The sequence below is a fragment of the Streptomyces sp. WAC04114 genome (genome assembly GCF_019733245.1).
GTDB classification, from domain to species: Bacteria; Actinomycetota; Actinomycetes; order Streptomycetales; family Streptomycetaceae; genus Streptomyces; species Streptomyces massasporeus_A.
In genome coordinates this window covers 22,816-45,365 of record NZ_JAIGQA010000047.1, presented here as the reverse complement: position 1 = coordinate 45,365, position 22,550 = coordinate 22,816, and the positions used below count along the sequence as shown (strand labels likewise).

Below are 22,550 nucleotides of genomic sequence, written 5' to 3'. Positions count from 1 at the left end.
GAGTCGGCGGAGCCCGCCCCGCAGGACGCGCCACCGGCCCCGGGCGGCATGGCCGTGCCCGGGGCCGGTGGCGCGTCCTGCGGGGCGGGCTCCGCCGACTCCGGTACGGCTCGCAGCTCGAACGTCGGCACGGGTTCGCCGGCCGGCTGCGGCTCGGGCACGGCCCGCAGCGGGAACGTCGGGGCCGAGCCGGACTCCTTCAGCGGGCGCAGCACGTGCGTGGCGCTGTCCTCGCGCGGGTGCCGGGGCTCGGGCGCCGGGGCGCCGCCGCTCGGGGTGTGCTCCGGCCCGGGCGGCGTCATGGCGTGCTCGGACGGCGTCATGGCGTCGGTGCCCCGGGCGTGCTGGGGCTCCGGAGACGTCATCGCGTCGGTGCCCCGGGCGTGCTGCGGCTCCGGCGGCAGGTCGTCACGGGCGTGCCGCGGTGGCTCCGCCGGAACCGTGGCGACCGGCTCCGCCGTGAAGTGGCTGGAGCCGTCCGGGTCGACCTGGAGCGGGACGACGTAGCCGATGCGCTCGTCGCGGATCGTGGCGAGGACGGGGTGGCCGGTGGCGAGGGCGATGTGGTGGAGGCGGTTCAGGACGGCCCGCTGGATCTCCTCACCGGGGGCCGCGAAGACCGGGACGCCACCGACGGAGGCACCGTCGGACACCCCGCCGGCTCCCCCTCCCACGTCCGTTCCGGCCCCGGGGACATGGACGTCGATCGGCGCCGCCGGGGTCGCCGCGTGTGCGGCCTGCTTCTGTTCCCGCTTCTTCTCGCGGCTGAGTCGCGACATCGTCCCCTCACTCGGCGTCGTACACCTACTGTCGAGTGTGTCCGCTCGCCCCCGTTTCTCACGTCACCACGGTGTCACAGGCTCGTCCCAAGGGCCGCCGGCCCCGGCTCGGTCGTGGTGACGGGCATGATGACCAGGCGCACGAGGGAGGAGAGGGGCATGCACACAGGCATGCGACAGGGACCGGAGATCTGGCTGCGCGGCCCGGTGACACCCCCGGAGCCGGTGCCGCCGGGGCCCGCGCACTCCCATGCCGCGGCACGGCGCTTCTCCTGGGTCGGCACGCACGGCGGAGCGGGTGTCTCCACGCTCGCCGCGGTCTACGGCGGCCAGGACTGCGGCCGTTCCTGGCCCGGGCCCGGCGATCCCCCCTCGGTGCTGCTGGTCGCGCGGACGCACGCGGCCGGGCTGGACACGGTCGCCGGGGCCGTGGAGATCTTCCGGCGCGGCCGCGCTCCACAGGGGCTCGACCTGGACGCCGTCGTCCTCGTGGCGGACGCCCCGGGCCGGCTGCCGCGGCCGCTCGCCCAGCGGGTCAGGGCGCTGGAGTCGGTCATCGACGTGTACCGCGTGCCGTGGGTGCCGTCCTGGCGGCTCGGCGAGCTGGGGCAGCCGCCGCGCGAGACGGAGACCCTCGCCCGGCTGACGGGAGCGGCACGCTGACGGCCGTCCCCGGGCCGGCCGTACCCCGGTCGGCCGCGCCCCGGTCAGCCGTGGAGATCGCGGCGGGTGTCCGGGCCCGGGAGCTGCGCGCGGCGGACGTGGTCGCGCAGGCCCTGGACCGGATCGAGCGGACCGATCCGCGGCTGTGCGCGTTCGTCGAGGTGTGGGGCGAGGAGGCTTTGCGGCGGGCGGCCGAGCTGGACCGGCGACTCGACCGGCGGGGCGCGGATCCCTCCCTTCCGCTGGCCGGCGTGCCGGTCGCCGTCAAGGGGCGGCACGGGCTGCGCGCGGCGGGTCCGCTGCTCGCGGCCGGGGCCGTGGCCGTGGGGGCGACGTCCGTGCCCGGGCCGGGCACGCCCTGGCAGACCTGGGGGCTCGGGACCCGGGGACGTACCGTCAATCCGTGGCGGGACGACCGTACGCCGGGCGGCTCGTCGGCCGGTGCTGCGGCGGCGGTGGCGGCCGGGCTGGTGCCGCTGGCGACGGGCAGCGACGGGGCCGGGTCGGTGCGGATCCCGGCGGCGTGGTGCGGGGTGGTCGGCCTGAAGGCCACGGCCGGGCGGCTGCCGACCGCCGACCGTACGGGGCTCGCGGTCCCCGGTGTGCTCGCCCGCTGCGCCGCGGACGCGGCGAGCTGGTGGCAGGTGGTGGCGGGCGAGCCGGAGCCCGCCCTCCCCTCCTTTCCCGTCACCGCCGCCTGGTCCCCCGACCTCGGTTTCGCCGGGCCCGATCCGGAGCCGGTCGCACTGGGCCGGGCCGCGGTGGAACGGCTCGTGGCCGCGGGTGTCGTACGGCTGGTACGGCCGCGGATGCCGGTGAGGCTCGTGGATCCAGGGCCCGCGTGGCTCGCGCTGCGCACGCCCGGTGCCGACCTGGCGGGGGCCCACCGCGTCCGGGCGGAGAACGACCGGCGGCTCGCCGCGCTGTTCGCCGACGCCGAGCTGCTGCTGACACCCACGGTCCCCACGGCCCCGCACGGCCACGAGGGGCCCGGGGACCGCTACTCCACCTCGCTCACCTGGGCGTTCAACCTCAGCGGGCACCCGGCGCTGAACCTCCCGGCCGGGTTCGGCGGGGACGGCTGCCCAGCCGGGCTCCAACTGGTGGCGCCGCACGGGCGGGAGGCGCTGCTGCTGGCCGTGGCGCGGGGGGCGGAGGTGCGGAGCGGGGGCTGACGGGCACCCCTGGCGGAACGGGGGCTGACGGGCACCCTGGCGGATTTGAATGCACACGCATATGATGCACACGCGTGAAATCGCCGTACGCCTTTCTTCTGGGGGACACCATGACCCGCCGTTTCCTTTTCGTCCTGGGCAGCGCGCGCGCCGAGGGCAACTCCGAACTGCTGGCCCGCCGGGCCGCCGAACAGCTGCCCCCCGAGGTCGAGCAGGAGTGGATCGACCTCACCGAGCTCCCCGTGCCGGACTTCGAGGACCTGCGGCACGACAGCGACCACGTCCGCCCGACCGAGGGCAACGTGGCCCGGCTGCTGGACGCCACGCTCGCCGCGACGGACATCGTGATCGTCTCGCCCCTGTACTGGTATTCGGTCTCCGCGCAGACCAAGCGCTACCTCGACTACTGGTCGGGCTGGCTGCGCACGCCGGGGCTCGACTTCAAGGCGACCCTGGCCGGCCGCACCCTGTGGGGCGTCACCGCCCTCGCGCACACCCAGGAGGTGGTCGCCGACCCGCTCGTCGGGACGCTCCACAACTCCGCGGCGTACATGGGGATGCGCTTCGGCGGGGTGCTGCTCGGCAACGGCAGCAAGCCCGGCGACGTGCTGAACGACGACGCGGCACTGACCCGCGCCAAGGCCTTCTTCGAGCAGGAGGCGCCCCCGGCCAGGTTCCTCTACGAGGACTGAGCGCTACGCGGTGATGTCCTTCGCCGTGAAGCGCGCCCACGCCGCCGAGCCGAACACCGCCGCGTACAGGGCCTGCAGGCCCAGGTTCTTCGTCAGGTCGTCCCAGTAGACCGGCTCGCGCATGAGGTCGGCGAAGGAGAGCCAGTAGTGGGAGAAGAAGTAGGGCTGGAGGGCGTGCAGTTGCGGGATCTGATCGAGGATCTGGACGGTGATCAGCAGGCCGACCGTGGTCGCCATCGCCGCGATGCCGCTACCCGTCATGGTGGAGACGAACAGACCGAGCGCGGCGACGCCGATCAGTGACGCGGCGACGGCCAGGGCGATCAGCAGTGCTCTGCCCAGGCCCTCGGCGAAGCTGATCCGCGTGCCGGAGATGGTCGTCAGGTCGCCGAGCGGGAAGAGCAGCGCACCGACCGTCAGCGCCGAGACGGCGACCACGAGCGTGGCGGCCAGGCAGAAGACGACGACCGTCGCGTACTTGGTGAGCAGCAGGCGGCCGCGGCCGGCCGGGGCGACCAGCAGATAGCGGAGTGTTCCCGCGTTGGCCTCGCCGGCGATCGCGTCGCCCGCGACGACACCGATCGCCATCGGCAGGAAGAACGGGAGCGTGGCGGCCAGGGCGGTGAAGACGAGGAACAGGCCGTTGTTGGTGATCTGCGAGATGAAGGCCGGTCCCCCGCCTCCGGGGCCGGCCGAGGAACCGTCGCCGGTCTCGATCTTCACCGCGATGCCCACGAGGATCGGCACCGCCGCGAGTACGGCCAGCAGGGCCAGGGTGCGCCAGCGGCGGAACGTGGTGCGAAGTTCGTTGCGGAAGAGAGTGGTTCGGAAGGTCGTACGGCGGCTGCGGGCCGTCTGCCGCTGGTCGCGCAGTTCCCCGCGCCCCTCGAGGTCAGCCTGCGACATCGAAGCCCTCCCCCGTCAGCGCGACGAAAGCGTCTTCCAAGGAGGTTTCTTCCAGCGCGAAGCCTCGCACCCTCACCCCCGCCGCCACCAACGCGGCGTTGATGTCGGCCAGTTCGCCGTCCGGCCGGTCGCAGACGACCCGGTCCTCGGCGATGACCACATCACCGACGCCCTGCTCCTTCAGCACCCTCGCCGCGTCCGTCGGGTCCGGAGTCGTCACCACCAACCTGCCCCTCGACCCCGCCGCCAGCTCCGCCACCGGGCCCTGGGTGATCAGCCGGCCCTGCGCCATCACGGCCGCATGGGTGCAGACCTGCTCGATCTCGTCGAGGAGGTGGGAGGAGAGGAAGACGGTCGTGCCGTCCGAGGCCAGTTCCCGGACCAGGGTGCGGATCTCGCGCATGCCCTGCGGGTCGAGGCCATTGGTCGGCTCGTCCAGGACGAGCAGCCGGCGCGGCTGGAGCAGCGCCGCCGCGAGACCCAACCGCTGTTTCATGCCCAGGGAGTACGCCTTGGCCTTCTTGCCCGCCGCGGCCGTCAGGCCCACCCGGTCCAGGGCCGAGGCGACCCGGGCGCGCCGGGTGCGCGGGTCGGCGGCCGGGTCGGCGCTGTCGTAGCGGATCAGGTTGTCGCGGCCGGAGAGGAAGCCGTAGAGGGCGGGGCCCTCGATGAGGGCGCCGACGTGGGGCAGCACGGCGCGGGTGGCCCGGGGCATGGGCTGCCCCAGCACCCGGGCCGTGCCGGAGGTGGGTTCGATGAGGCCCATCAGCATGCGGATGGTGGTGGTCTTGCCGGAGCCGTTGGGGCCGAGGAAGCCGAAGACGCTGCCCGCCGGGACGGTCAGGTCGAGACCGTCGACGGCGAGCTGTCCGCCGCGGTAGCGCTTGGTGAGCCCGCGGGTGGCGATGACCGGTTCCCCGGCCTCGGCCCGCGCCGCGCTCCGCTCCGGTTCCGTGGCGGACACCTCGCCCATCGGCTCCTCGTTCTCTCGACGTCCCGTACGCCTACGGGAGCTACTTCCCGGCGTCGGCCGCCTTCACGAGCGCGTCCTTGGTGACCAGGCCGGCGTAGACCTTGCCGTCGTCGGTGACGAGGGCGTTGACCAGACGGGTCGAGAAGACGGTGCCCGAGCCGAACTTGCCGTGGACCTTGTCGCCGAGGGAGTCCATGAAGCCGCCGAGGTCGCCGCCGGCACCGCCGGAGGGCACGCCCTCGCCGCCGGTGTCGAAGGTGGCGATGGTGCTCCAGCCCTCGCCGATGGTCTTCATGCCGTCGGGGCCGTTGCCGAAGTCCTCCCCGGCCTTCGGGGCGTGCTTGCCTGCCCCGCCCTTGCCGAAGGTCGTGCCGGGAGCCTCCTTCGAGCCCTGGTCGAGGTCCTTCTCCTCGGTGACCTTCGCGCCCTTGGGCGGGGTGAAGTCGAAGGTGGAGGCGGCCGGCTTGGCGAAGCTGACCTTCGTGAAACCGGCGTCGACCACGGCCGCGCCGCCGCTCGCCGGGGTCAGGGTGAACTTCAGCGGCATGCCGGTCTTCGCGTCCACGGCGATGCTGATCGCGCCGACCGTCGAGCCGGACTGCTTCGGCTCGACGACGAGCTTGTAGGCGTCGCGGCCGGCGACCTGGGCGGTGCCGTCGACGGTCACGGAGGTCGTGTCGTCGGCCGCCTTCAGGGCCTCCTCGGCGAAGTCCTTCGGCGTGGCGGGCGGCTGCTGGTCCTTGCCGCGCTCCGGGCTCGTCGAAGACGTGCCGTGGTAGACCTCGTTGGACTTGCTGTCGTAGCCCCAGACGTCCTTGCCGTTGTGGATGACGCTGTATTCGGCGGCGTTCTCCAGCAGCGACAGCTTCTGCCGGTCCGGGCCGTCGACGGCGACGCGCAGGGTGTGCGTGCCGGAGGCGAGTTCGGTGAGCTTGGCCGTCGGGTCGGCCGAGGAGCCGCCCTCGCCCTGGCCGGCGGCGCCGGACAGCAGGCCGGACTCCAGGCCGCCGAGGTTCGGCAGACCGAGGTCGGTGCTGATCTTCACCGTGCCGGACAGCTGCTCGACATCCGACTTGGCGATCTTCTCGATGAGCTGCTGTGCGGTGATCTTCGGGAGGTCGGGGTCACCGGAGTCGGCGAGCGCGGGGACCAGCCCGATCGTCGCGGCCGCCACCCCTATCACCGTGACCGGGACGACGTACCGCGCGGCTTTGCGCCGCCCGGAGCGCTGCTCGTCGACCTCCCCGGCGGTCGTGCTGTCGTCGGATGCGTACGGTGCCATGTGTGCCCTACCTCCGTGGTCGGCGGCGGCTGTCCGTGTCGTCCACGCACTCGTCCCTGAGCCGCCATTCTCACCCGAACAGGTGAGGAGTGGTGTTTTCCGTGCTCACCATCTGACCAAATCGGCCGGGGACATACGTCAGACCCGGGGCCCAACTCCGCCTACTGCTGGGGTATGACACGGAAGGGCCGCTTCTCCCCCGACCCGTAGGGGTCGTACGGGGGAGACGTGCTAGCCGGCCCGGTGCACCACCGCGTCGCACAGCTCCAGGAGCGCCGCCTTCGCGGTGCACTCCGGCAGCGATGCCAGCGCCGAACGGGCGTCCTGGGTGTAGCGGACGGTGTCCTGCCGGGCCTGCTCCAGCGCCGGGTGGGCCCGCAGCAGGCGCAGCGCCTCGGCGTGCCGTGCGTCGTCGGTGAGGTCGGAGTCGAGCAGCTCGCACAGGGCGATGTCCTCGGCGAGCCCGAGCCGGGCCGCCCGCTCGCGCAGCCGCAGCACCGGCAGCGTGGGGATGCCCTCGCGCAGGTCGGTGCCGGGGGTCTTGCCGGACTCGTGGGAGTCGGAGGCGATGTCGAGGACGTCGTCCGCGAGCTGGAAGGCGACGCCGAGCCGCTCGCCGTACTGCGTCAGGACATCCACGACCGTCTCGTCGGCGCCGGACATCATCGCGCCGAACCGGCACGACACGGCGATCAGCGAGCCGGTCTTGCCGCCCAGCACGTCCAGGTAGTGCTCGATGGGGTCGCGGCCGTCCTGCGGTCCGGCCGTCTCCAGGATCTGGCCGGTCACCAGGCGCTCGAACGCCTCGGCCTGCACCCGCACGGCCTCCGGGCCGAGGTCGGCCAGGATGTGCGAGGCGCGGGCGAAGAGGAAGTCGCCGGTGAGGACCGCGACGGAGTTGCCCCAGCGGGTGTTCGCGCTCGCGACGCCGCGGCGCACGGCGGCCTCGTCCATGACGTCGTCGTGGTAGAGCGTGGCGAGGTGGGTCAGCTCCACGACGACGGCCGACGGCACGATGCCGGGCGCATGGCGGTCACCGAACTGGGCGGAGAGCATCACGAGCAGCGGACGGAACCGCTTGCCGCCGGCCCGCACCAGATGCTGGGCGGCCTGCGTGATGAAGGGCACCTCACTCTTGGTGGCCTCGAGCAAGCCTTCCTCGACAGCCGCCAATCCGGCCTGGACATCGGCCTCCAGAGCCTGGTCCCGCACGCTCAGCCCGAACGGCCCGACGTCGGTCACGAGGGGTCTCCTGTCTGCTGTGTCTGCCGGTGGTTACGCGGATTGTCGATAGGTCGCTGCCCTCACTCGAGTCAGCGTATCCGGTCACGTTTCGATCACCGCCAGCACCCATGGCTACAGGCCGGGTGGTATCCGATCACGACCGTTATGTTTTCGATCAACCCATAAGAACAGATATTTATCGACTTACCCAGAGGTAGCGAGTTATGCACGATTTGCCGCGATGAGTCGGCGAATTCCCCTTGGCGGAAATTGCCCCACGGACTCGTGATCAGTGAGTTGAATCACCCCTTCCCCTTTTCTCCCTCCCCGCGACAGCGGCCCCTAAAGCCTTCCCCCGAAAGCCAGTTGAGGCTTGGCTTCCGCAAAGGATCAAGCGGCCCAAACGCCCCCGACCAAGGTCAACCGCGCGATATGTGACTGAGGTGCTTGTTCCCGACATGTGCTCTCGCATACGTTCCGGCCCTGTCCGGCGGACGCCTAATCCTGCCGCCGCCCGGACTCCCCACAGGAACCGACTCACTCACGCGTGGCAGGAGCGGGGGACCCAGGTAAGTCGCCGGTCCGCACAGCGGCCCGGCTCGGGGTGAAGCCGCGTACGGCACACAGCGCCGTACGCGGCCGGGCACCTCCCGGCCCGAACCCGACAGCTCACCTCGCAGGCGCCGGAGAGGAACATCGCCATGGCCGCACGAGGCAAGCACCGTCGTCCCAGAACCAACCCGCTGACCCGAGGCATCGTCGCCGCCGGTACCGGCGGAGCAGCACTCACCCTTCCGCTTCTCGGCGCCACGCACGCGAGCGCCGCCGAGCCCCAGAGCGCACCCGCCGCCGCACAGTCCGTGCAGCGGGCGGCCCAGCCCGCCAAGTCCCTCACGTACACCGTGGTCAAGGGCGACTCGCTCGCCCGCATCGCGGCCACGTACGACGTCTCGGGCGGCTGGAAGCAGCTCTACAAGGACAACCGCGCCGCCGTCGGCGACAACCCGAAGCTGATCCACCCGGGTCTGAAGCTGACGGTGAAGACCACCAAGACGGACGCGGCGAAGAAGACGGCGACCAAGTCGTCCGCCCCCGCCAAGCCGGCCGCCAAGCCCGCCGGCGGCGTCGCCAAGGCCACCCAGGCGTCCGCGAAGACCTACGCGAACGACCTCGACGGGTGGATCCGCGAGTCGCTGGACATCATGGCGCAGAAGGGGATCCCCGGGTCCTACGAGGGCATCCACCGCAACGTCATGCGCGAGTCGTCCGGCAACCCCCTGGCGATCAACAACTGGGACTCCAACGCCGCCAAGGGCACCCCGTCGAAGGGTCTGCTCCAGACCATCGACCCGACCTTCCAGGCCTACCACGTCGAGGGCACGTCGTGGGACCCGTACGACCCGGTCGCCAACATCACCGCGGCCTGCAACTACGCGGCCGACCGCTACGGCTCGATCGACAACGTCAACGGCCCGTACTGAGCCGTCCCGCCCAGCAGTCGCTCGAGGACGACGGCGATGCCGTCGTCCTCGTTCGACAGGGTGACCTCGTCGGCCACGGCCTTGAGTTCGGGATGGGCGTTGGCCATCGCGACGCCGTGGCCGGCCCAGTCGAACATCGGGATGTCGTTGGGCATGTCGCCGAAGGCGATGGTGTCCGCCGGCCGCAGCCCCAGATGCTCGGCGGCCAGCGCCAGACCCGTGGCCTTGGTGATCCCGCACGGCTGGAGCTCGACCGTGCCGGGCCCCGACATCGTCACCGTGGCCAGCGAGCCGACCACCGAGCGGGCCGTCGCCGCCAACTCGTCGTCCGACAGATGGGGATGGCGCAGCAGCACCTTGCTGATGGGCTCGCCCCACAGCTCCTCGCGCCGCTCGACCCGCACGGCGGGCAGGGTCGGGTGCGGCATCAGATACCCCGGCTCGATCAGCGTGAGCCCGTCGACCCCGTCCTGGTCGACCGCCGCGTACACCTGCCCCACCTCGGCCTCGATCTTGCCGAGGGCGGTCTCGGCCAGCTCCCGGTCCAGCGTGATGGACCACAGCAGCCGGTCCGCGCCGGCGTCGTACACCTGCGCGCCCTGCCCGCACACCGCGAGCCCCGTGCACCCGAGGTCGTCCAGGAGCGGCCGCACTCTCGGCGCCGGCCGGCCCGTCACCACGAGGTGCTGGGCACCGGCGTCCGCCACCCGCGCGAGCACGGCAAGGGACCGGTCGGAGAGGGTGTCGTCGCCGCGCAGCAGCGTCCCGTCCAGGTCGGTGGCGATGAGTGAATATGCGATGGGTGCGGCCATGATCAGAGAATACGGACAGTGCGGCCCTTCGTTTCATCGCACGGTGGACGCCGATTGCCCGGTTGAAGCCCTCTGCACCGATTGGCAACAACATGCTCCGCTACCTACCCGTGGGACCGCATAGAGCGGTACCTTCCAAGTGTCCAGGGGGGACTTGATCGGGGGGTCAGGTTGAGCAGTGGGCGCATTCGCGTGGCTGGGCCCGGGGAGCTCGGCGAAGGGGAGAGGGAGCGCTGGCGTGCGCTGCGCGCCGCCTCGGAGGCACCGCGCAACCCTTTCATGGAGCCGGAGTTCACCGATGCCGTCGGCCGGGTCAGGCCCGGGGCCCGGGTGGCCGTGGTGTACGAGGGGTTGGAGCCGGCCGGCTTCCTGCCCTACGAGCGGGGCCCGTTGGGCCAGGGCCGGGCGATCGGGCTCGGCGTCTCGGACGCGCAGGGCGCGATCCTGCGGCCCGGCCTCGACGTGGAGACGGGCGAACTGCTGAGGGCCTGCTCGCTGTCGAGCTTCGCCTTCGACAATCTGGAGGCCGAGCAGCGGCTGTTCGTCCGGTACGCGGCCGAGGAGTACGCCACCTACGTCATCGACGTGGAGAAGGGCTACGAGACGTACGAGTCGGTGCTGCGCGCGCAGTCGCCGAAGTTCCTGAAGACCACGCTGGCCAAGGAGCGCAGGCTGGGCCGGCAGGCCGGCGAGCTGCGCTTCGTGTTCGACGAACGCGATCCGGCCGCGCTGCGCACGCTCATGGAGTGGAAGTCCGCGCAGTACCGCAGGACCGGCCGCCGGGACCGCTTCGCCCAGGAGTGGATCACCCGGCTCGTCGGGCAGCTGGCCCGGACCCGGGCGCCGGAGTGCAGCGGCACGCTGTCCGTGCTGTACGCCGGTGAGCGGCCCGTCGCCGCGCACTTCGGTCTGCGTTCGGCCTCGGTGCTGGCCTGCTGGTTCCCGGCCTACGACCCGGAGTTCGCGAAGTTCTCGCCGGGTCTGGTGCTGCACCTGCGGATGGCCGAGGCGGCGGCCGCCGAAGGCATCGGCACGCTCGACCTGGGCAGGGGCGCGGCCGAGTACAAGGACGCGCTGAAGACGGGCGAACTGCCCGTGTACGAGGGTGCGGTGACCCGTCCGGGGGTGGGCGCGGCACTGCACTGGCTGAGCCGCGAACCGGCACGCCGCGCGCACAGCTTCGTCCGCAGCAGGCCCCGGCTCGCGTCGCTGGCCGCCCGGACGCTGAAGGGCGCGGCTCGGCTGCGCCGTACCTGACTTCACGAGGGGGGTGGGCGCATGGCCCGTTCGGCGCGTGCGCAGGAGGAGATACGGCGGTTCCTGGACATCGGGATGGTGCAGGTCGCCGAGCTGGACCTCGACGGTGACGAGGCGGTGCTCAGACCCGGCCCGGGGAGTCCGCCGGTGACGACCGGAGAGGTGTTCGTCCTGGTCAGGAGGGGCGGGCGGCCCGTGGGCACGCTGCTCGGGCGGGTACCGGAGGGGGCTTATCCGAAGGCCGTGCTGGCGGACCGGGCTCGGGCGGCGTGCGGGCCGGCCGTCCTGGGCGGACCCGGGAAGCCGCCGTTCACGACCGTCGTCGTCGCGACCCGGGAGCGGGCCGGGCAGCTGGCCCGGGCGCTGGACTCGCTGCTGGCGCAGGACCATCCGCGGTTCGAGATCGTCGTCGTCGACAACGCCCCGGTCACGGACGAGACGCGGGAGCTGATCGAGCGGAAGTACGCCGAGCGCGTGCGGTACGTCTGTGAGCCCGTTCCGGGGCTCGCAGCCGCCCACAACGCCGGGCTGGAGGCCGTGCGCGGCGAGGTGGTCGCCTTCACCGACGACGACGTGGTCGCCGATCCGCGCTGGCTGGCCGAGCTGACCGCGCCCTTCGCCGCCGACGCCGGACTGGGGTGCAGCACCGGGCTGATCCTGCCGGCGCGGCTGACGACCCCGGCCCAGGTGCTGCTGGAGAGCCACGGCGGCTTCGCCAAAGGCTTCACTCCAAGGACGTACGACCCGGCGCACCCGCCGGGCGACGAGCCGCTGTTCCCGTTCACGGCCGGGCGGTTCGGCTCGGGCGCGAACATGGCGTTCCGCACTGCGGTGCTGCGCTCCGTCGGCGGTTTCGACCCGGCCACCGGGGCCGGCACGGCGGCCCGGGGCGGCGACGACCTCTACGGCTTCGTCCGCGTCCTGGCCCAGGGCCACCGGCTGCACTACACGCCGTACGCCCTGGTGTGGCACCACCACCGGGAGACCTGGCGGGATCTGGAGACCCAGGCGTACGGCTACGGCGCCGGGCTCACGGCCTACCTCACCGCGGTGCTCGTGAACCGGCCCGCGCTGCTGCCGGCGTTCCTCGCGCGGCTGCCCCGCGGCCTCGCCCACGCCCGCACGCTGACGGCCGTGCGCGACACGGACGCAGCGGGCGGCGCCGGCACGCCGGGCGACCACGACGAGCGGACGCACCCCTGGCCGCGGCGGCTGTCGCGGTTGCAGCGCCGGGGGATGGTCTACGGGCCGGTCGGCTATCTGCGGGCGCGGTACGCGCTGCGCGCGGCGGTTCGGGAGAACACGGCTCGGCGGGAGAAGACCGCGCAGGGGGAGAAGACCGCCCGGCGAGAGAAGACCGCTCGGCGGGAGAAGACCGCTCGTCAGAGCGAGAAGACCGCTCGGCGGGAGAAGACCGCTCGTCAGAGCGAGAAGACCGCTCAGGGGGAGAAGACCGCCCGGGAGGCAAGATGACGACGACGGCACGATCACGTGGTGAAGGGCCGATATCGTCCTCGGGCACTCCGGCCATCCCCGTCTTCCTCTACCACGCCGTGATGGACGACCCGCCCGGGTGGATCGCCGAGTTCACGGTCACGCCACGGCAGTTCGCGGCGCATCTCGACGTCATCGCCGGCAGTGGGCGTACGCCTGTCACGATCAGCGCGGTCGCCGATCACCTGGCCGGGCGTGCGCCCCTGCCGCCCCGGCCCGTGCTGCTCACGTTCGACGACGGGTTCGCCGATCTGCCCGGCCCGACCGCCGAGGTCCTGGCCGCGCGCGGACTGCCCGCCACCGCCTATCTCACCACCGGCGCCATCGCCCCGGGCGGCCGCAGTCTGCTGCCGCCCGCCCCGATGATGACCCTGGCCCGGGCATCGGAGCTGGAACGTTCCGGCATGGAGATCGGCAGTCACACGGTCACGCACGCGCAGCTGGACACCCTGTCCGCCAAGGCCCTGACGTACGAACTGCGCACCTCCAAGGCCGTGCTGGAGGACGCCCTCGGGCACGAGATCCGGCACCTCGCCTATCCGCACGGCTACAACAGCCCCCGGGTGCGGGCCATGTCGGCCCGGGCGGGCTACGAGACGGCGACGGCGGTGCGGCACGCGCTCAGCTCCGACCGCGACGAGCGGTACCGCATCGCCCGGCTCATCGTCCGGCGCACCCACACCGTCGCCGACGTCGAGGGCTGGCTGGCAGGGGTGGGCGCGCGGGTCGCGCCGTACCACGACGGGCCGAAGACGATCGCCTGGCGCTGGTACCGGCGGGCCCGTGCGGTGCTGCACGGGCCCGAGTTCGCGGGGTGACCTCCGGCGGGAACTACCGCAGCGGCTGGTTGAGGTAGGGGTCGGCGACCGCCTTGCGCAGGCTGTCCCAGGCCGCGTCGTTCGCCAGCGCCAGGTTGCAGTGCGGTCCGGGGTCGCGGTAGTTCCACTGGAGGGCGGCCTTGACGCCGTCCAGGCCCTTCAGCACCCCGGGCACCTGCGCGTACCACTCGGCCTGCCGCTGCGGGCGGTTCGCGTCCGCGGCGGTGCCGAACTCGGAGAGCATCAGCGGCTTGTCGTCGGAGATGTTCTCCCGGATCCAGTCGTGCGTGGCGGCTTGCGTCTGCGCGAAGGTCAGCCAGCCGGCGTCGTGGCAGCGGTAGTAGTTGTACTGGTTGTAGCCGACCCAGTCGACGTAGTCGTCGCCCGGGTACATCTTCTTGATCTCGTCCGCGTGATCGAGGTACCCGGTGGTGATCCACGTCCACACCACGTTGTCCACGCCCAGTGCGCGGAACCGGTCGTGGATGTGCCGGTAGGCCTTCACATAGTCGGCGGGCGTGCCGTTGGCGGGGGTGCGGGTGTCCATCTCCAGGTCGAAGGAGAGGAACACCTTCTTGCCGTAGTCCTTGATGCGCCGGGCCTGGACGTCGATGACCTCGTCGTCCAGCTCGCCGGAGGCGATCTGTTTCCAGGTCGGCTGCTGCTGCTTCGTGCCGCCCCACCACTTGCTCTCCCAGGAGAGCAGCAGCAGGTGGTCCTCGCCGACGCGCCGCTCCTCCGGGGTGAGCAGCTGTCCCTCGCGCCGGGTGCCGGCGGGCAGGGACATGTCGTGGTACGTGTACACGATGTCGAGTTCGCGGCCCACGCGCTTCTCGTAGGCGCGCACCTTCTCCGGGAGGTCGTCCCGCTCGTGCGGCACGAACGCGCCGAACCAGGCACCGCAGGGCGGTTCGAGGAGGGCCGTGGGGCGGCAGTCCGCCCCGGCGCCGGCGGCGCCCGAGTCCGGCCCCGTCGCGTCGCGCAGGGCGAACGCGGCGACCAGGACGGCGCTGACGACGGTGGCGGACGTGATCAGCAGGCGGCGCCGGCCCGATGCCGACGGGCCGGCGGACCGCTCCTGGTGCGGTTCTTTTCGGTGCTGTCCTCCGGTCGTGCTCGGCGTACGGCGAAAGGGACGGTGGGGGCGGTTGAACCTCACTGAGCGGAACCCTTCGGTGTCCTCGGCCGCGGGGAGGCGCGCAGGGGCGGGCAGAACGCGGCGAGTGTGGTCAGCAGCGTCAGCGTCAGCAGCACCCGCTGCGCGCTGAAGGTGTGCGTGGCGATCAGCACGGTCGCGACGAGCATCAGCGCGCCGATGCTCAGGAACAGCGTCAGCATCAGCCGTTCCAGCAGGTCGGAGTGGCGTGCGAAGTCCGGGTCCCGGCGCTCCACGGGCCCTTCGGCGGGCCGCGCCCCCAGGGCGGGGGCGCAGACTCTGACTACGGCCGCGCCCGGGCCCGCCGCCAGGAAGAGCACGACCGCCGCGCCCCGCAGCGGTGATCCGCCGGGCAGGGCGAGCGCGGCCAGCGCCAGCCAGCCGCCGAACGGGGGCAGCATCCGGACCACGAGTTCCTGCGGTGTCATCGCTCCGCTCCCCCTGACTGCTTCAGCACGTAGAGCCACCCGGCGCCGTTCTCCGCCACCAGCCGGAACCGCGGCGAGGCGGCGACGGACGTCCGGATGCGGTCCAGCTGCGCCTCGTCGAGCTGCCCGTTCATCTCGGAGTTGGCCAGCTGCCCCTGGGTGAGCAGGAAGTAGGCCCGGCCCGGCCGCTCCACCCCGGCCATGTCCCGCGCGAGGGTGGCGGCGGGGCTGCCGACGATCCGGTCGACGTGACTGCGGGCGTCGTCGAGGAACCAGTAGTGGTCGACGCGCCAGTAGGAGGCGTACGCGTCCGGGTAGTTGCGGTTGGCGGCCACGACCAGCGAGCCCTCGGGGGCCTGCTCGAAGAGCTGCCGTACCAGGGCGACTTCCTGCGGTGGGAAGTAGTTGATCCGGTCCTTGCCCGAGTAGGCCGGGACGAACGCCAGGGTTCCGCCGAGCAGCGCGGCCAGCGGCACCCAGGTGCCGGTCCCCCACCGGCGGGCCTCGGCGGGGCCGGTGGCCTGCCGGTTGCCGGGCTGCTGTGCGGTGGAGCCGGTGGCGGTCTGCCGGTTGCCGGCCTCCTGTGCGGCGGCGTCGGCGGCCAGCGTGCGGACCTTGGGCAGCAGCGCCGCGGCGGCGAAGAAGGCGGCGCCGGGCAGCATGAACAGCAGCACCCGGAAGATCATCTCGCTGCCGTAGCTGCTCGCCGCGAACATCGGCAGCGGGGCCGCCGCGACCAGCAGCAGGGGCCGGGCGCGATGGCGCAGCACCCGCTGGCGCAGCACGCCGACGGCCGCGAGCAGCAGCACGGAACCGGACAGCAGCCGGGCCGCCCAGGACGTGGCGATCGCTCCGGTGCCGGTCGGGGTGGCGCCGTAGCCCGTCTCGACGTTGGCCCCGACGTCGCCGATGGAGCGGATCATGTCGGGCATCGCCGCGGACAGGAAGGGCAGCGCGGCCGTGAGGCACCAGGCCAGGAAGATCACCACGGTCGTGACCACCGGCACCCAGTCGCGGTAGCGGCGGCTCAGGCACAGGGCGAGCAGGCAGACGGCCAGCATGCCCGGCGTGAGCTGGTGGGAGATGACGATGGCCACGATCATGACCGTGAGCACCACCGTCCACACGGCCTGCCGCGGCCGGCCCCGCCGCACCGCCGACCGGCCGAAGCGCCGCAGGACGACGGCGAGCACGCCCACGTGCAGCGCGTACGCCACCGACTGGGGGGAGAAGTAGTCCTGCCCGACCCAGTTGGCGACGTAGAAGAGCCAGACCGCCGTCCAGATCAGCCGCCGGTCCTCGGTGAAGGTGCGGTAGATCAGCAGCAGCGGGAGCAGCAGCATCAGGCTGGAGGCCAGCGGCCACCAGGCCATGAACATCGCCGCCGAGTCCACGCCCAGCAATCGCTGCAGGGCGGCCTGGGCGGCGAAGAAGCCCGGCCATTGGTCGTACACGGCCATGTCGCCGACCTGATCGGCCGTCTGCAGACCGCCGGCCGTGAGCAGATGGTCGATGACCGCCTCGTGCTTCCACGCCCAGGCGTACAGCGGGGTCGGGTAGAGCACCGCCTGCGTGGCCCGCTCCATCACCAGCAGACCGAGCACGTACGCCGCCGACCAGGCGGCCGGCCGGCGCGCGTCGCGGACCGTGAACCAGAAGCCGGTGGTGAGTACCGCGAGCCCCGCCCAGAAGGCCGGGTGCAGCGCGCTGACCAGCCCGTAGTCGTCGAGCCGCGAGACGTCGGTGTGCCGCATGGCGTACACCCACAGGGCGAGCGCGACGAGCAGCGGAACGCCGGGCCGGGCAAGGGCGCCCCGCCAGGACCAGGCGGGGGGCAGGTCGGACAGATCCGTCACGGGCGCGTGGACGGGGCTGGAGGACTCCGAGGAGGAGGGGCTGGAGGACTGACTGGCCGTCTCGGGGCCGCTGCCGGAGGTGTTCGCGCCGCCCCGTGCGGGTGTGGGTTCCGGCGTGGATCTCTCCCTCGGTGTGGTTGGCGGACGCACGGTGGTTCCCCCCTGGCGGTTGCTCTCTTCGGCTCTGTCTCGGCTCTGCTGGGCTTGTTCGGCCCTGAGCCCGGATCGGTGTCGGCTTCGGGTGTGATCAGTCGCTGGGCCGCCCGGTCGGTGGTCCGGCGGCCGTTCGGTCGACCAGGGGGTCTGGTGAGGCCGTGGTGCGGGACCGTGCCCACGCCGACGCGGCGCGATGGAGCGGCAGGAGCAGCGCGAGGGCGACGAGCAGGGGCGGCGCGAGGGGTGCGAGCGCGTCGCGCCACACCCAGCCGCCGACCGCGACGAGATACAGAACCCCCCAGCGCCCCGGCCACGTCAGCCGCCCGCCCGCCCTCACGAGCAGCAGCCCCAGCGGCAGGAGACACAGCAGCTGGCAGACCGGCGGCGCCCAGCGCAGCAGCGGCTCGGGCCCGTCGAGCCCGACCGCGTCCGCAAGGAAGCCGGCCGTCTTCTCATACAACGCCCCGTCCACCGGCCGCGGTTCCCGTCCGAGGGCGACCGGTGCGGCGTACAGGGCGAGCAGCGCGGCGGCCAGTGCCGTGCCGGGCAGCCACGGGTCGCGCCGGGTGCTCAGCGTGATGGCGGCGACGAACACCACGAGCAGCAGGCCGCCCGCGGTGAGCGACGGCAGGGGCAGGCCCTCCAGCAGCCGGCGTCCGGTCAGGGCGGCCCGCGAGGCGCCGTCGAGCCACGGCAGGTCCCGCAGCGGGGCGAGGAAGAAGACGCAGGCCACCGCGAGCAGACTCCACAGGGCGCCGCGCAGCCGCCGCTCCTGCGGCTCCTGGTCCGGTTCCCGGGGCTCGTGGGGCGGGGGTTCCCTGGTCGGTCCCTCCGGTCGCACGATCAGCGCCAGTGTGTCCGCCTGGAGCGCCTCGCGTTCGTAGCCGGGGCGCCCGATGAACAGCGTGACCGTGTCCTGGTCGCCGTCCCTGGGCTGGTAGGCGGCCCGGCGGGCCCAGGTCGTGCCGTACCCGGCGGTGGCGTTGAGTTTCGCCCAGTGGGTGCCGTAGGCGGGGTCGTCGGGCGTACGGGCGGGGGGTGCGCTGTCGTCGTGGCGCAGGGCCGCGCGCAGTCCCACCATGGAGACGACGGCGATCAGCGTCATGCTCAGCAGCACCGCCCAGCCGGCGCCCGCGATCCCCGCCGGAGTGAACAGCACGGCGGCGCTGCCCAGCACCAGGGCACACATGGCCCCTTGGAGCGCGGCCAGCACACCCGTGCGCCCCTGGACGCGCAGCACGCCGATGTACAGCTCCACCACCACCCGTGGCAGGGCGCCGAGGGCGAGCAGCCGCAGCACGGTCGAGCCGTGCTCGGCGTAGTCCGGGCTGAACGGCGTGAGGATGTACGGGGCGAAGACGACCAGCACGGCCACGACCGGGACCAGCAGCAGCGTCATGCGCCGCAGGGCGCCCCGGACGCCGTCGGCGAGCTGGCGCGGGTCGTGCGAGGCGTGCGCGGTGAGCGAGGAGGCCATGTTGATGGCCATGAACTCCATCGTGCCGCCGACGGTGTAGGCCACGTAGAAGTAGCCGTTCTCGGCGGCGCTGAAGCGGACGGCGACCATCACCGGCAGCAGGTTGATCATCGCCAGGCTGAACAGGGCGCCCAGCGAGTCCCCGGCCAGGAAGCGGCCCATGTCTTTGATCTTCGGGGGTTCCTTGTCGCGGTCGGCCGCCGCCTGCCGCGGGATGAGCCGGCGGAAGATCAGCCAGCCCAGCGGCAGCGTGGAGAAGGCGATCGCCACCGCCCAGGAGACGAAGATGCCGAGGACGGGCAGCGTCCCGGCGAAGACGGCCAGGAGGGCCAGCTTCCCGACCGAGAAGACCGCGTTCCCGGCGGGCACCCACTCCGCCTTGCGCAGTCCGGTGAGCACCCCGTCCTGGAGGGTGAGCAACGCCCACGCCACACAGGCCGCGACGAACACCGCGCCCGCCACGGGTGTGCCCAGAGGGGCGTAGGACGCTCCCCAGGCGTCGAGCGTGAGCAGGAATACGGCGGCGGCGAGCGCCACGACCAGCGAACTGGCCACGTACGTGCCCCACACCAGACGCCCGGTCTCCCGTCCCGCGCGCGGGACGAAGCGGACGACGGCGCCGATCATCGTCGTCGCGGTGATGCTGGCGAGCAGCCGCATCGCGGCGATCGCGGCCGAGCCCTGACCGACGGCCTCCTCCGTGTAGTAGCGGGCGGCCACCAGCCAGAATCCCAGGCCCAGTACGGCGGAGACACCGGTGCTGAGCATGAGGAAGTAGGCGTTCTTGAACAGCGAGTCGTGGGTGTGGTCGGCGCCGGCAGGCTTCGGTCCGCCGCCGTCGGTGCGCGCGGCGGCGGGCTCGTGCACCTGGATCTCAGCCACGGGACTGTCCCAGCCCTCCCGCTGTCGGCCTGTTCCCGGGCAGTTCTCCCGGCGCCGCGACGGGCTGCGCACCGGAGCGCTCCAGCACCTCGACGACCGTGCGCGCCCGCAGCGGGTCCACGGGCAGCGCGTGCCGCGCGAACCAGCGGGCCGCCTCGGGGGCCGGTGAGGGGTCGGTGAACTCCGCACCGGCGTAGTCGTCCAGGGGCGGGTCGTAGAGGTAGCCGACGACGATGCCCTGGCGCGCCAGCGCCGCGATCGCCGCGTCCCGGTCGGCCACGAACAGCGGGACGCGGAACAGCGGCTGCGTCCCGTGGCCCTGTCGCGGCTTCGCCCAAGGCGTGGACAGCAGCAGTTCCGTGCCCGCCCGGCAGGCGTCCAGCACGTCGTCCAGCCGGTCGAGCTTGTGGCCGATGCGCCGCAGCCGCAGCCGGCCGGGCTCCAGGCGGTAGTCGTGCATGTCGACGCGCACCCACGGGTGGTGGGCGTCGAGCCCGGGCGTCTCACGGGCGGCGAGGGCGAGTTCGTCCGGGCGCAGCGGCATCCGGATCTCCTCGCGGTCCGCCAGCCCCAGCAGCCGGATCGCGGCCCAGGCGGCGCGCCGCAGCCGCAGCCCGCGCACCGCCGCCTCCGCGTACGGCCGCACCAGGTAGGCGAGTTCGGCGCTCGCCCGGCGCGGCGCGAGCAGTCCCGCGCAGGTCTTCCCCACCGCCTCCCGTAACCCGGGGTCGGCGAGCGAGAGCATGCCTCCGGCCTTCGCCCCGACGTGCTTGGACAGGCTGAACACCGACGCCTCGCCCCACGCGCCGACCGGCCGGTCACCCACCCGGCTGCCGATCGCGTGCGCCCCGTCCTCGAACAGCGGGATCCCCAGCGCGTCGCACTTCCGCCTCAGGCGCGGCGCCGGGTCCGGGTTGCCGTACAGGTTCGTCGTGAGCACGGCCGACACCGAGCCCCACACCTCGTCCGGCACGGCATCGAGGTCGATGGACGCGTCGAGCGGGTTCAACGGCGCCTGCACCGGGCGCAGTCCGGCCGCCAGCACGACGAAGAAGATCACGTCGTCGTTGACCGGCGACATCAGCACGCGTCCGCCGGGCGGGCACCAGTGGCGCAGCGCCACGTACAGCCCGAAACGGCACGACGGTACATACACACATTCCCGGCCGAGCCGGACGCGCATGGTCTCTTCCAGCCGCTTCGGCTGTGCACCACGCCGCACCGAACCCGGACCGGCCTCCCCTATGGCCATCCGCCCCCCAGATGTGCCGTGGGAAAGCCCCCTCCCCGAGGCCTTCCGGCACCCGCCCAGAGTCGCCCCGTTCGCACCGCTCCGTCAAGATTGCGTCGCGTCCTGTGGATAACTTCCGGCACGTACGAATGTGGCGTCCCGTCCGACCCGCCGGAGTCGCCCCGTCCGGTCCCACCCGGACCCACCTGCCCCGTTCGTCCCCGTCCACCTCCTCGGACTCTGCCCAGGACCGGTGTGTCACCCGTAACGTGTGGCACGACCACGAATACGTGGTGACGACTTGGCACACCCGAAAGCGAGGCAGCACCCGATGCCCCCCTTCGATGTCCCCGAGGGCGACCCCTTCGGCCCGCACAATCTGCCGTATGGCGTGTTCTCCCTGCCCGGCTCGTCCCACCGGACCGTGGGCGTCCGGCTCGGCGACCATGTGCTGGACGCGGGCGCCGCGGCCCACGCGCTCGGCTCGCCGTACGCCTCCCTGCTCGCCCGGCCCACCCTCAACGCGCTGCTGGCCGCCGGGCGCACGACCTGGTCGGACGTGCGCCGGGCGCTGACCGCCTGGGTGACCGTGCCGTCCCACCGCGAGACCGTCGCACCCCTGTTCCACCCCCTGTCGTCGGTGAACCTGCACCTGCCGTTCGAGGTGGCGGACTACGTCGACTTCTACGCCTCCGAGAACCACGCCCGCAACGTCGGGCAGATCTTCCGCCCCGACGCGGAGGACTCCCTCACCCCCAACTGGAAGCACCTGCCCATCGGCTACCACGGCCGCTCCGGCACGGTCGTCGTCTCCGGCACGGAGATCGCACGGCCGTCCGGCCAGCGCAAGGCCCCCACGGACGCCGCTCCCGTCTTCGGCCCGTCCGTCCGCCTGGACATCGAGGCCGAGGTCGGTTTCGTGGTCGGCGTGCCGTCCCGGATGGGCGCGCCGGTGGCCCTCGGCGACTTCCGTGAGCACGTGTTCGGGCTGTGCCTCCTCAACGACTGGTCCGCCCGCGACATCCAGGCCTGGGAGTACGTGCCCCTCGGCCCGTTCCTCGGCAAGTCCTTCGCCACGTCGGTGTCGGCGTGGATCACCCCGCTGGACGCCCTGGAGGAGGCCCTCGTGCCGCCCCCGGCCCGGACGCACGAGCTGCTGCCGTACCTGGACGACAGCGACGAGGAACCCGGCGGTTACGACCTGAGGATCAGCGTCGCCGTCAACGGCCACGTCATCTCCGAGCCGCCCTTCTCCACCATGTACTGGACGGCCGCCCAGCAGCTGGCCCACATGACCGTCAACGGCGCCTCCCTGCGCACCGGCGACCTCTACGGCTCCGGCACGGTCAGCGGCCCGGCGGAGGGCGAGCGCGGGTCCCTGCTGGAGCTGACCTGGAACGGCCGCGAGCCCCTCGAACTCCCCGACGGCAAGCGGACGTTCCTGGAGGACGGCGACGAGGTGACCCTCTCGGCCTGGGCCCCGGGGCCGGACGGCGTCCGGGTGGGGCTGGGCGAGGTGACCGGGCGCGTGGTCCAGGGCTGACGACGGACGGCCGGGGGTCGTCCGGCGGTGACGGACAGCCGGGGAGGTCCAGGGCTGAGGCCGGACGGCCGGGGGTCGTCCGGCGGTGACGGACAGCCGGGGAGGTCCAGGGCTGAGGCCGGACGGCCAGGGGTGGTCGGCAGCCTGGGAGGTCCAGGGCTGACCGCGGACGGCCAACGCGCGGAGGGACGGTCGCCCCTGCGGTCCCTTCCGTTGTCGCTCGAACCCTGACGCACACCGCCCGGCCCGTCATACTGGGCGTGGG

Annotated in this window: 18 protein-coding genes, 1 pseudogene and 1 riboswitch; of the genes and pseudogenes, 8 read left to right on the top strand and 11 right to left on the bottom strand. The window is 72.7% G+C overall.

The annotated features are described in order from the left end of the window. Nucleotides 1–779 (bottom strand): annotated as a pseudogene (locus K4G64_RS40175) (tetratricopeptide repeat protein); the annotation flags it as partial. A gap of 159 nt (nt 780–938) precedes the next feature. On the opposite strand from K4G64_RS40175, the gene K4G64_RS15490 reads away from it, so the two are divergent. From K4G64_RS15490 to K4G64_RS15480, 3 genes are all read left to right on the top strand, one after another. Next, on the top strand, nt 939–1,442 hold the full coding sequence (locus K4G64_RS15490; RefSeq protein WP_221756618.1) for a DUF6668 family protein: 504 nt from the start codon (nt 939–941) through the stop codon (nt 1,440–1,442). 50 nt (nt 1,443–1,492) lie between these two features. Next, complete coding sequence (locus tag K4G64_RS15485; protein WP_221756617.1) at nt 1,493–2,617, top strand: amidase; 1,125 nt, start codon at nt 1,493–1,495, stop codon at nt 2,615–2,617. 110 nt (nt 2,618–2,727) lie between these two features. Then, entirely contained in the window at nt 2,728–3,309 is a 582-nt protein-coding gene (locus tag K4G64_RS15480) for a flavodoxin family protein (protein WP_221756625.1), read from the top strand. Nucleotides 3,310–3,312: 3 nt separating this feature from the next. Here K4G64_RS15480 and K4G64_RS15475 read toward each other — a convergent pair whose 3' ends face one another. The 4 genes from K4G64_RS15475 to K4G64_RS15460 all read right to left on the bottom strand — a co-directional run bounded on the left by K4G64_RS15475 (nt 3,313) and on the right by K4G64_RS15460 (nt 7,712). After that, nucleotides 3,313–4,215 (bottom strand): ABC transporter permease, encoded by a 903-nt coding sequence (locus tag K4G64_RS15475; RefSeq protein ID WP_221756616.1) that lies wholly within the window; start codon nt 4,213–4,215, stop codon nt 3,313–3,315. Then, the gene (locus K4G64_RS15470; RefSeq protein WP_221756615.1) at nt 4,202–5,188 is read right to left on the bottom strand and encodes an ABC transporter ATP-binding protein; all 987 of its coding nucleotides are present in this window, start codon (nt 5,186–5,188) and stop codon (nt 4,202–4,204) included. The genes K4G64_RS15475 and K4G64_RS15470 overlap by 14 nt, the downstream gene beginning before the upstream one ends. A gap of 40 nt (nt 5,189–5,228) precedes the next feature. Then, nucleotides 5,229–6,470, bottom strand: a complete 1,242-nt coding sequence (locus tag K4G64_RS15465) for a DUF2092 domain-containing protein (RefSeq protein ID WP_221756614.1) — start codon at nt 6,468–6,470, stop codon at nt 5,229–5,231. Between the two features lie 231 nt (nt 6,471–6,701). Continuing rightward, complete coding sequence (locus K4G64_RS15460; RefSeq protein WP_221756613.1) at nt 6,702–7,712, bottom strand: polyprenyl synthetase family protein; 1,011 nt, start codon at nt 7,710–7,712, stop codon at nt 6,702–6,704. 502 nt (nt 7,713–8,214) lie between these two features. Then, a riboswitch (cyclic di-AMP (ydaO/yuaA leader) is annotated at nt 8,215–8,390 on the top strand. 5 nt (nt 8,391–8,395) lie between these two features. On the opposite strand from K4G64_RS15460, the gene K4G64_RS15455 reads away from it, so the two are divergent. Continuing rightward, nucleotides 8,396–9,175: a transglycosylase SLT domain-containing protein gene (locus K4G64_RS15455; RefSeq protein ID WP_221756612.1), complete on the top strand. Its 780-nt coding sequence runs from the start codon at nt 8,396–8,398 to the stop codon at nt 9,173–9,175. On the opposite strand, the gene K4G64_RS15450 is transcribed toward K4G64_RS15455, so the two are convergent. Beyond that, nucleotides 9,139–9,987 carry an HAD family hydrolase gene (locus K4G64_RS15450; RefSeq protein ID WP_221756611.1) on the bottom strand — a complete coding sequence of 283 codons (849 nt, stop codon included), beginning with the start codon at nt 9,985–9,987 and terminating at the stop codon, nt 9,139–9,141. The genes K4G64_RS15455 and K4G64_RS15450 overlap by 37 nt on opposite strands. A gap of 186 nt (nt 9,988–10,173) precedes the next feature. Here K4G64_RS15450 and K4G64_RS15445 point away from each other — a divergent pair, with 186 nt between their 5' ends. The 3 genes from K4G64_RS15445 (at nt 10,174) to K4G64_RS15435 (ending at nt 13,556) form a co-directional block, all read left to right on the top strand. Further along, nucleotides 10,174–11,244 carry a GNAT family N-acetyltransferase gene (locus K4G64_RS15445; protein WP_374206411.1) on the top strand — a complete coding sequence of 357 codons (1,071 nt, stop codon included), beginning with the start codon at nt 10,174–10,176 and terminating at the stop codon, nt 11,242–11,244. 21 nt (nt 11,245–11,265) lie between these two features. After that, nucleotides 11,266–12,717, top strand: a complete 1,452-nt coding sequence (locus K4G64_RS15440) for a glycosyltransferase family 2 protein (protein ID WP_260460483.1) — start codon at nt 11,266–11,268, stop codon at nt 12,715–12,717. A gap of 83 nt (nt 12,718–12,800) precedes the next feature. Then, the gene (locus tag K4G64_RS15435; protein ID WP_221756624.1) at nt 12,801–13,556 is read left to right on the top strand and encodes a polysaccharide deacetylase family protein; all 756 of its coding nucleotides are present in this window, start codon (nt 12,801–12,803) and stop codon (nt 13,554–13,556) included. A gap of 13 nt (nt 13,557–13,569) precedes the next feature. On the opposite strand, the gene K4G64_RS15430 is transcribed toward K4G64_RS15435, so the two are convergent. The 5 genes from K4G64_RS15430 to K4G64_RS15410 form a co-directional block, all read right to left on the bottom strand. After that, on the bottom strand, nt 13,570–14,715 hold the full coding sequence (locus K4G64_RS15430) for a glycosyl hydrolase (RefSeq protein ID WP_308122380.1): 1,146 nt from the start codon (nt 14,713–14,715) through the stop codon (nt 13,570–13,572). Continuing rightward, complete coding sequence (locus tag K4G64_RS15425; protein WP_031105972.1) at nt 14,712–15,140, bottom strand: hypothetical protein; 429 nt, start codon at nt 15,138–15,140, stop codon at nt 14,712–14,714. Before K4G64_RS15425 ends, K4G64_RS15430 begins: the two co-directional genes overlap by 4 nt. Then, nucleotides 15,137–16,996: a glycosyltransferase gene (locus tag K4G64_RS15420; protein ID WP_221756609.1), complete on the bottom strand. Its 1,860-nt coding sequence runs from the start codon at nt 16,994–16,996 to the stop codon at nt 15,137–15,139. The genes K4G64_RS15425 and K4G64_RS15420 overlap by 4 nt, the downstream gene beginning before the upstream one ends. 247 nt (nt 16,997–17,243) lie before the next feature. Beyond that, a complete protein-coding gene (locus K4G64_RS15415) occupies nt 17,244–19,511 on the bottom strand; it encodes a lipopolysaccharide biosynthesis protein (RefSeq protein WP_308122379.1) in 2,268 nt (755 codons plus the stop codon). Continuing rightward, nucleotides 19,504–20,763, bottom strand: coding sequence for a DegT/DnrJ/EryC1/StrS family aminotransferase (locus K4G64_RS15410; RefSeq protein ID WP_221756608.1), 1,260 nt, complete (start codon nt 20,761–20,763; stop codon nt 19,504–19,506). Before K4G64_RS15410 ends, K4G64_RS15415 begins: the two co-directional genes overlap by 8 nt. Nucleotides 20,764–21,073: 310 nt before the next feature. On the opposite strand from K4G64_RS15410, the gene fahA reads away from it, so the two are divergent. Further along, on the top strand, nt 21,074–22,285 hold the full coding sequence (fahA, locus tag K4G64_RS15405; protein ID WP_221756607.1) for a fumarylacetoacetase: 1,212 nt from the start codon (nt 21,074–21,076) through the stop codon (nt 22,283–22,285). Nucleotides 22,286–22,550 lie beyond the last annotated feature (265 nt).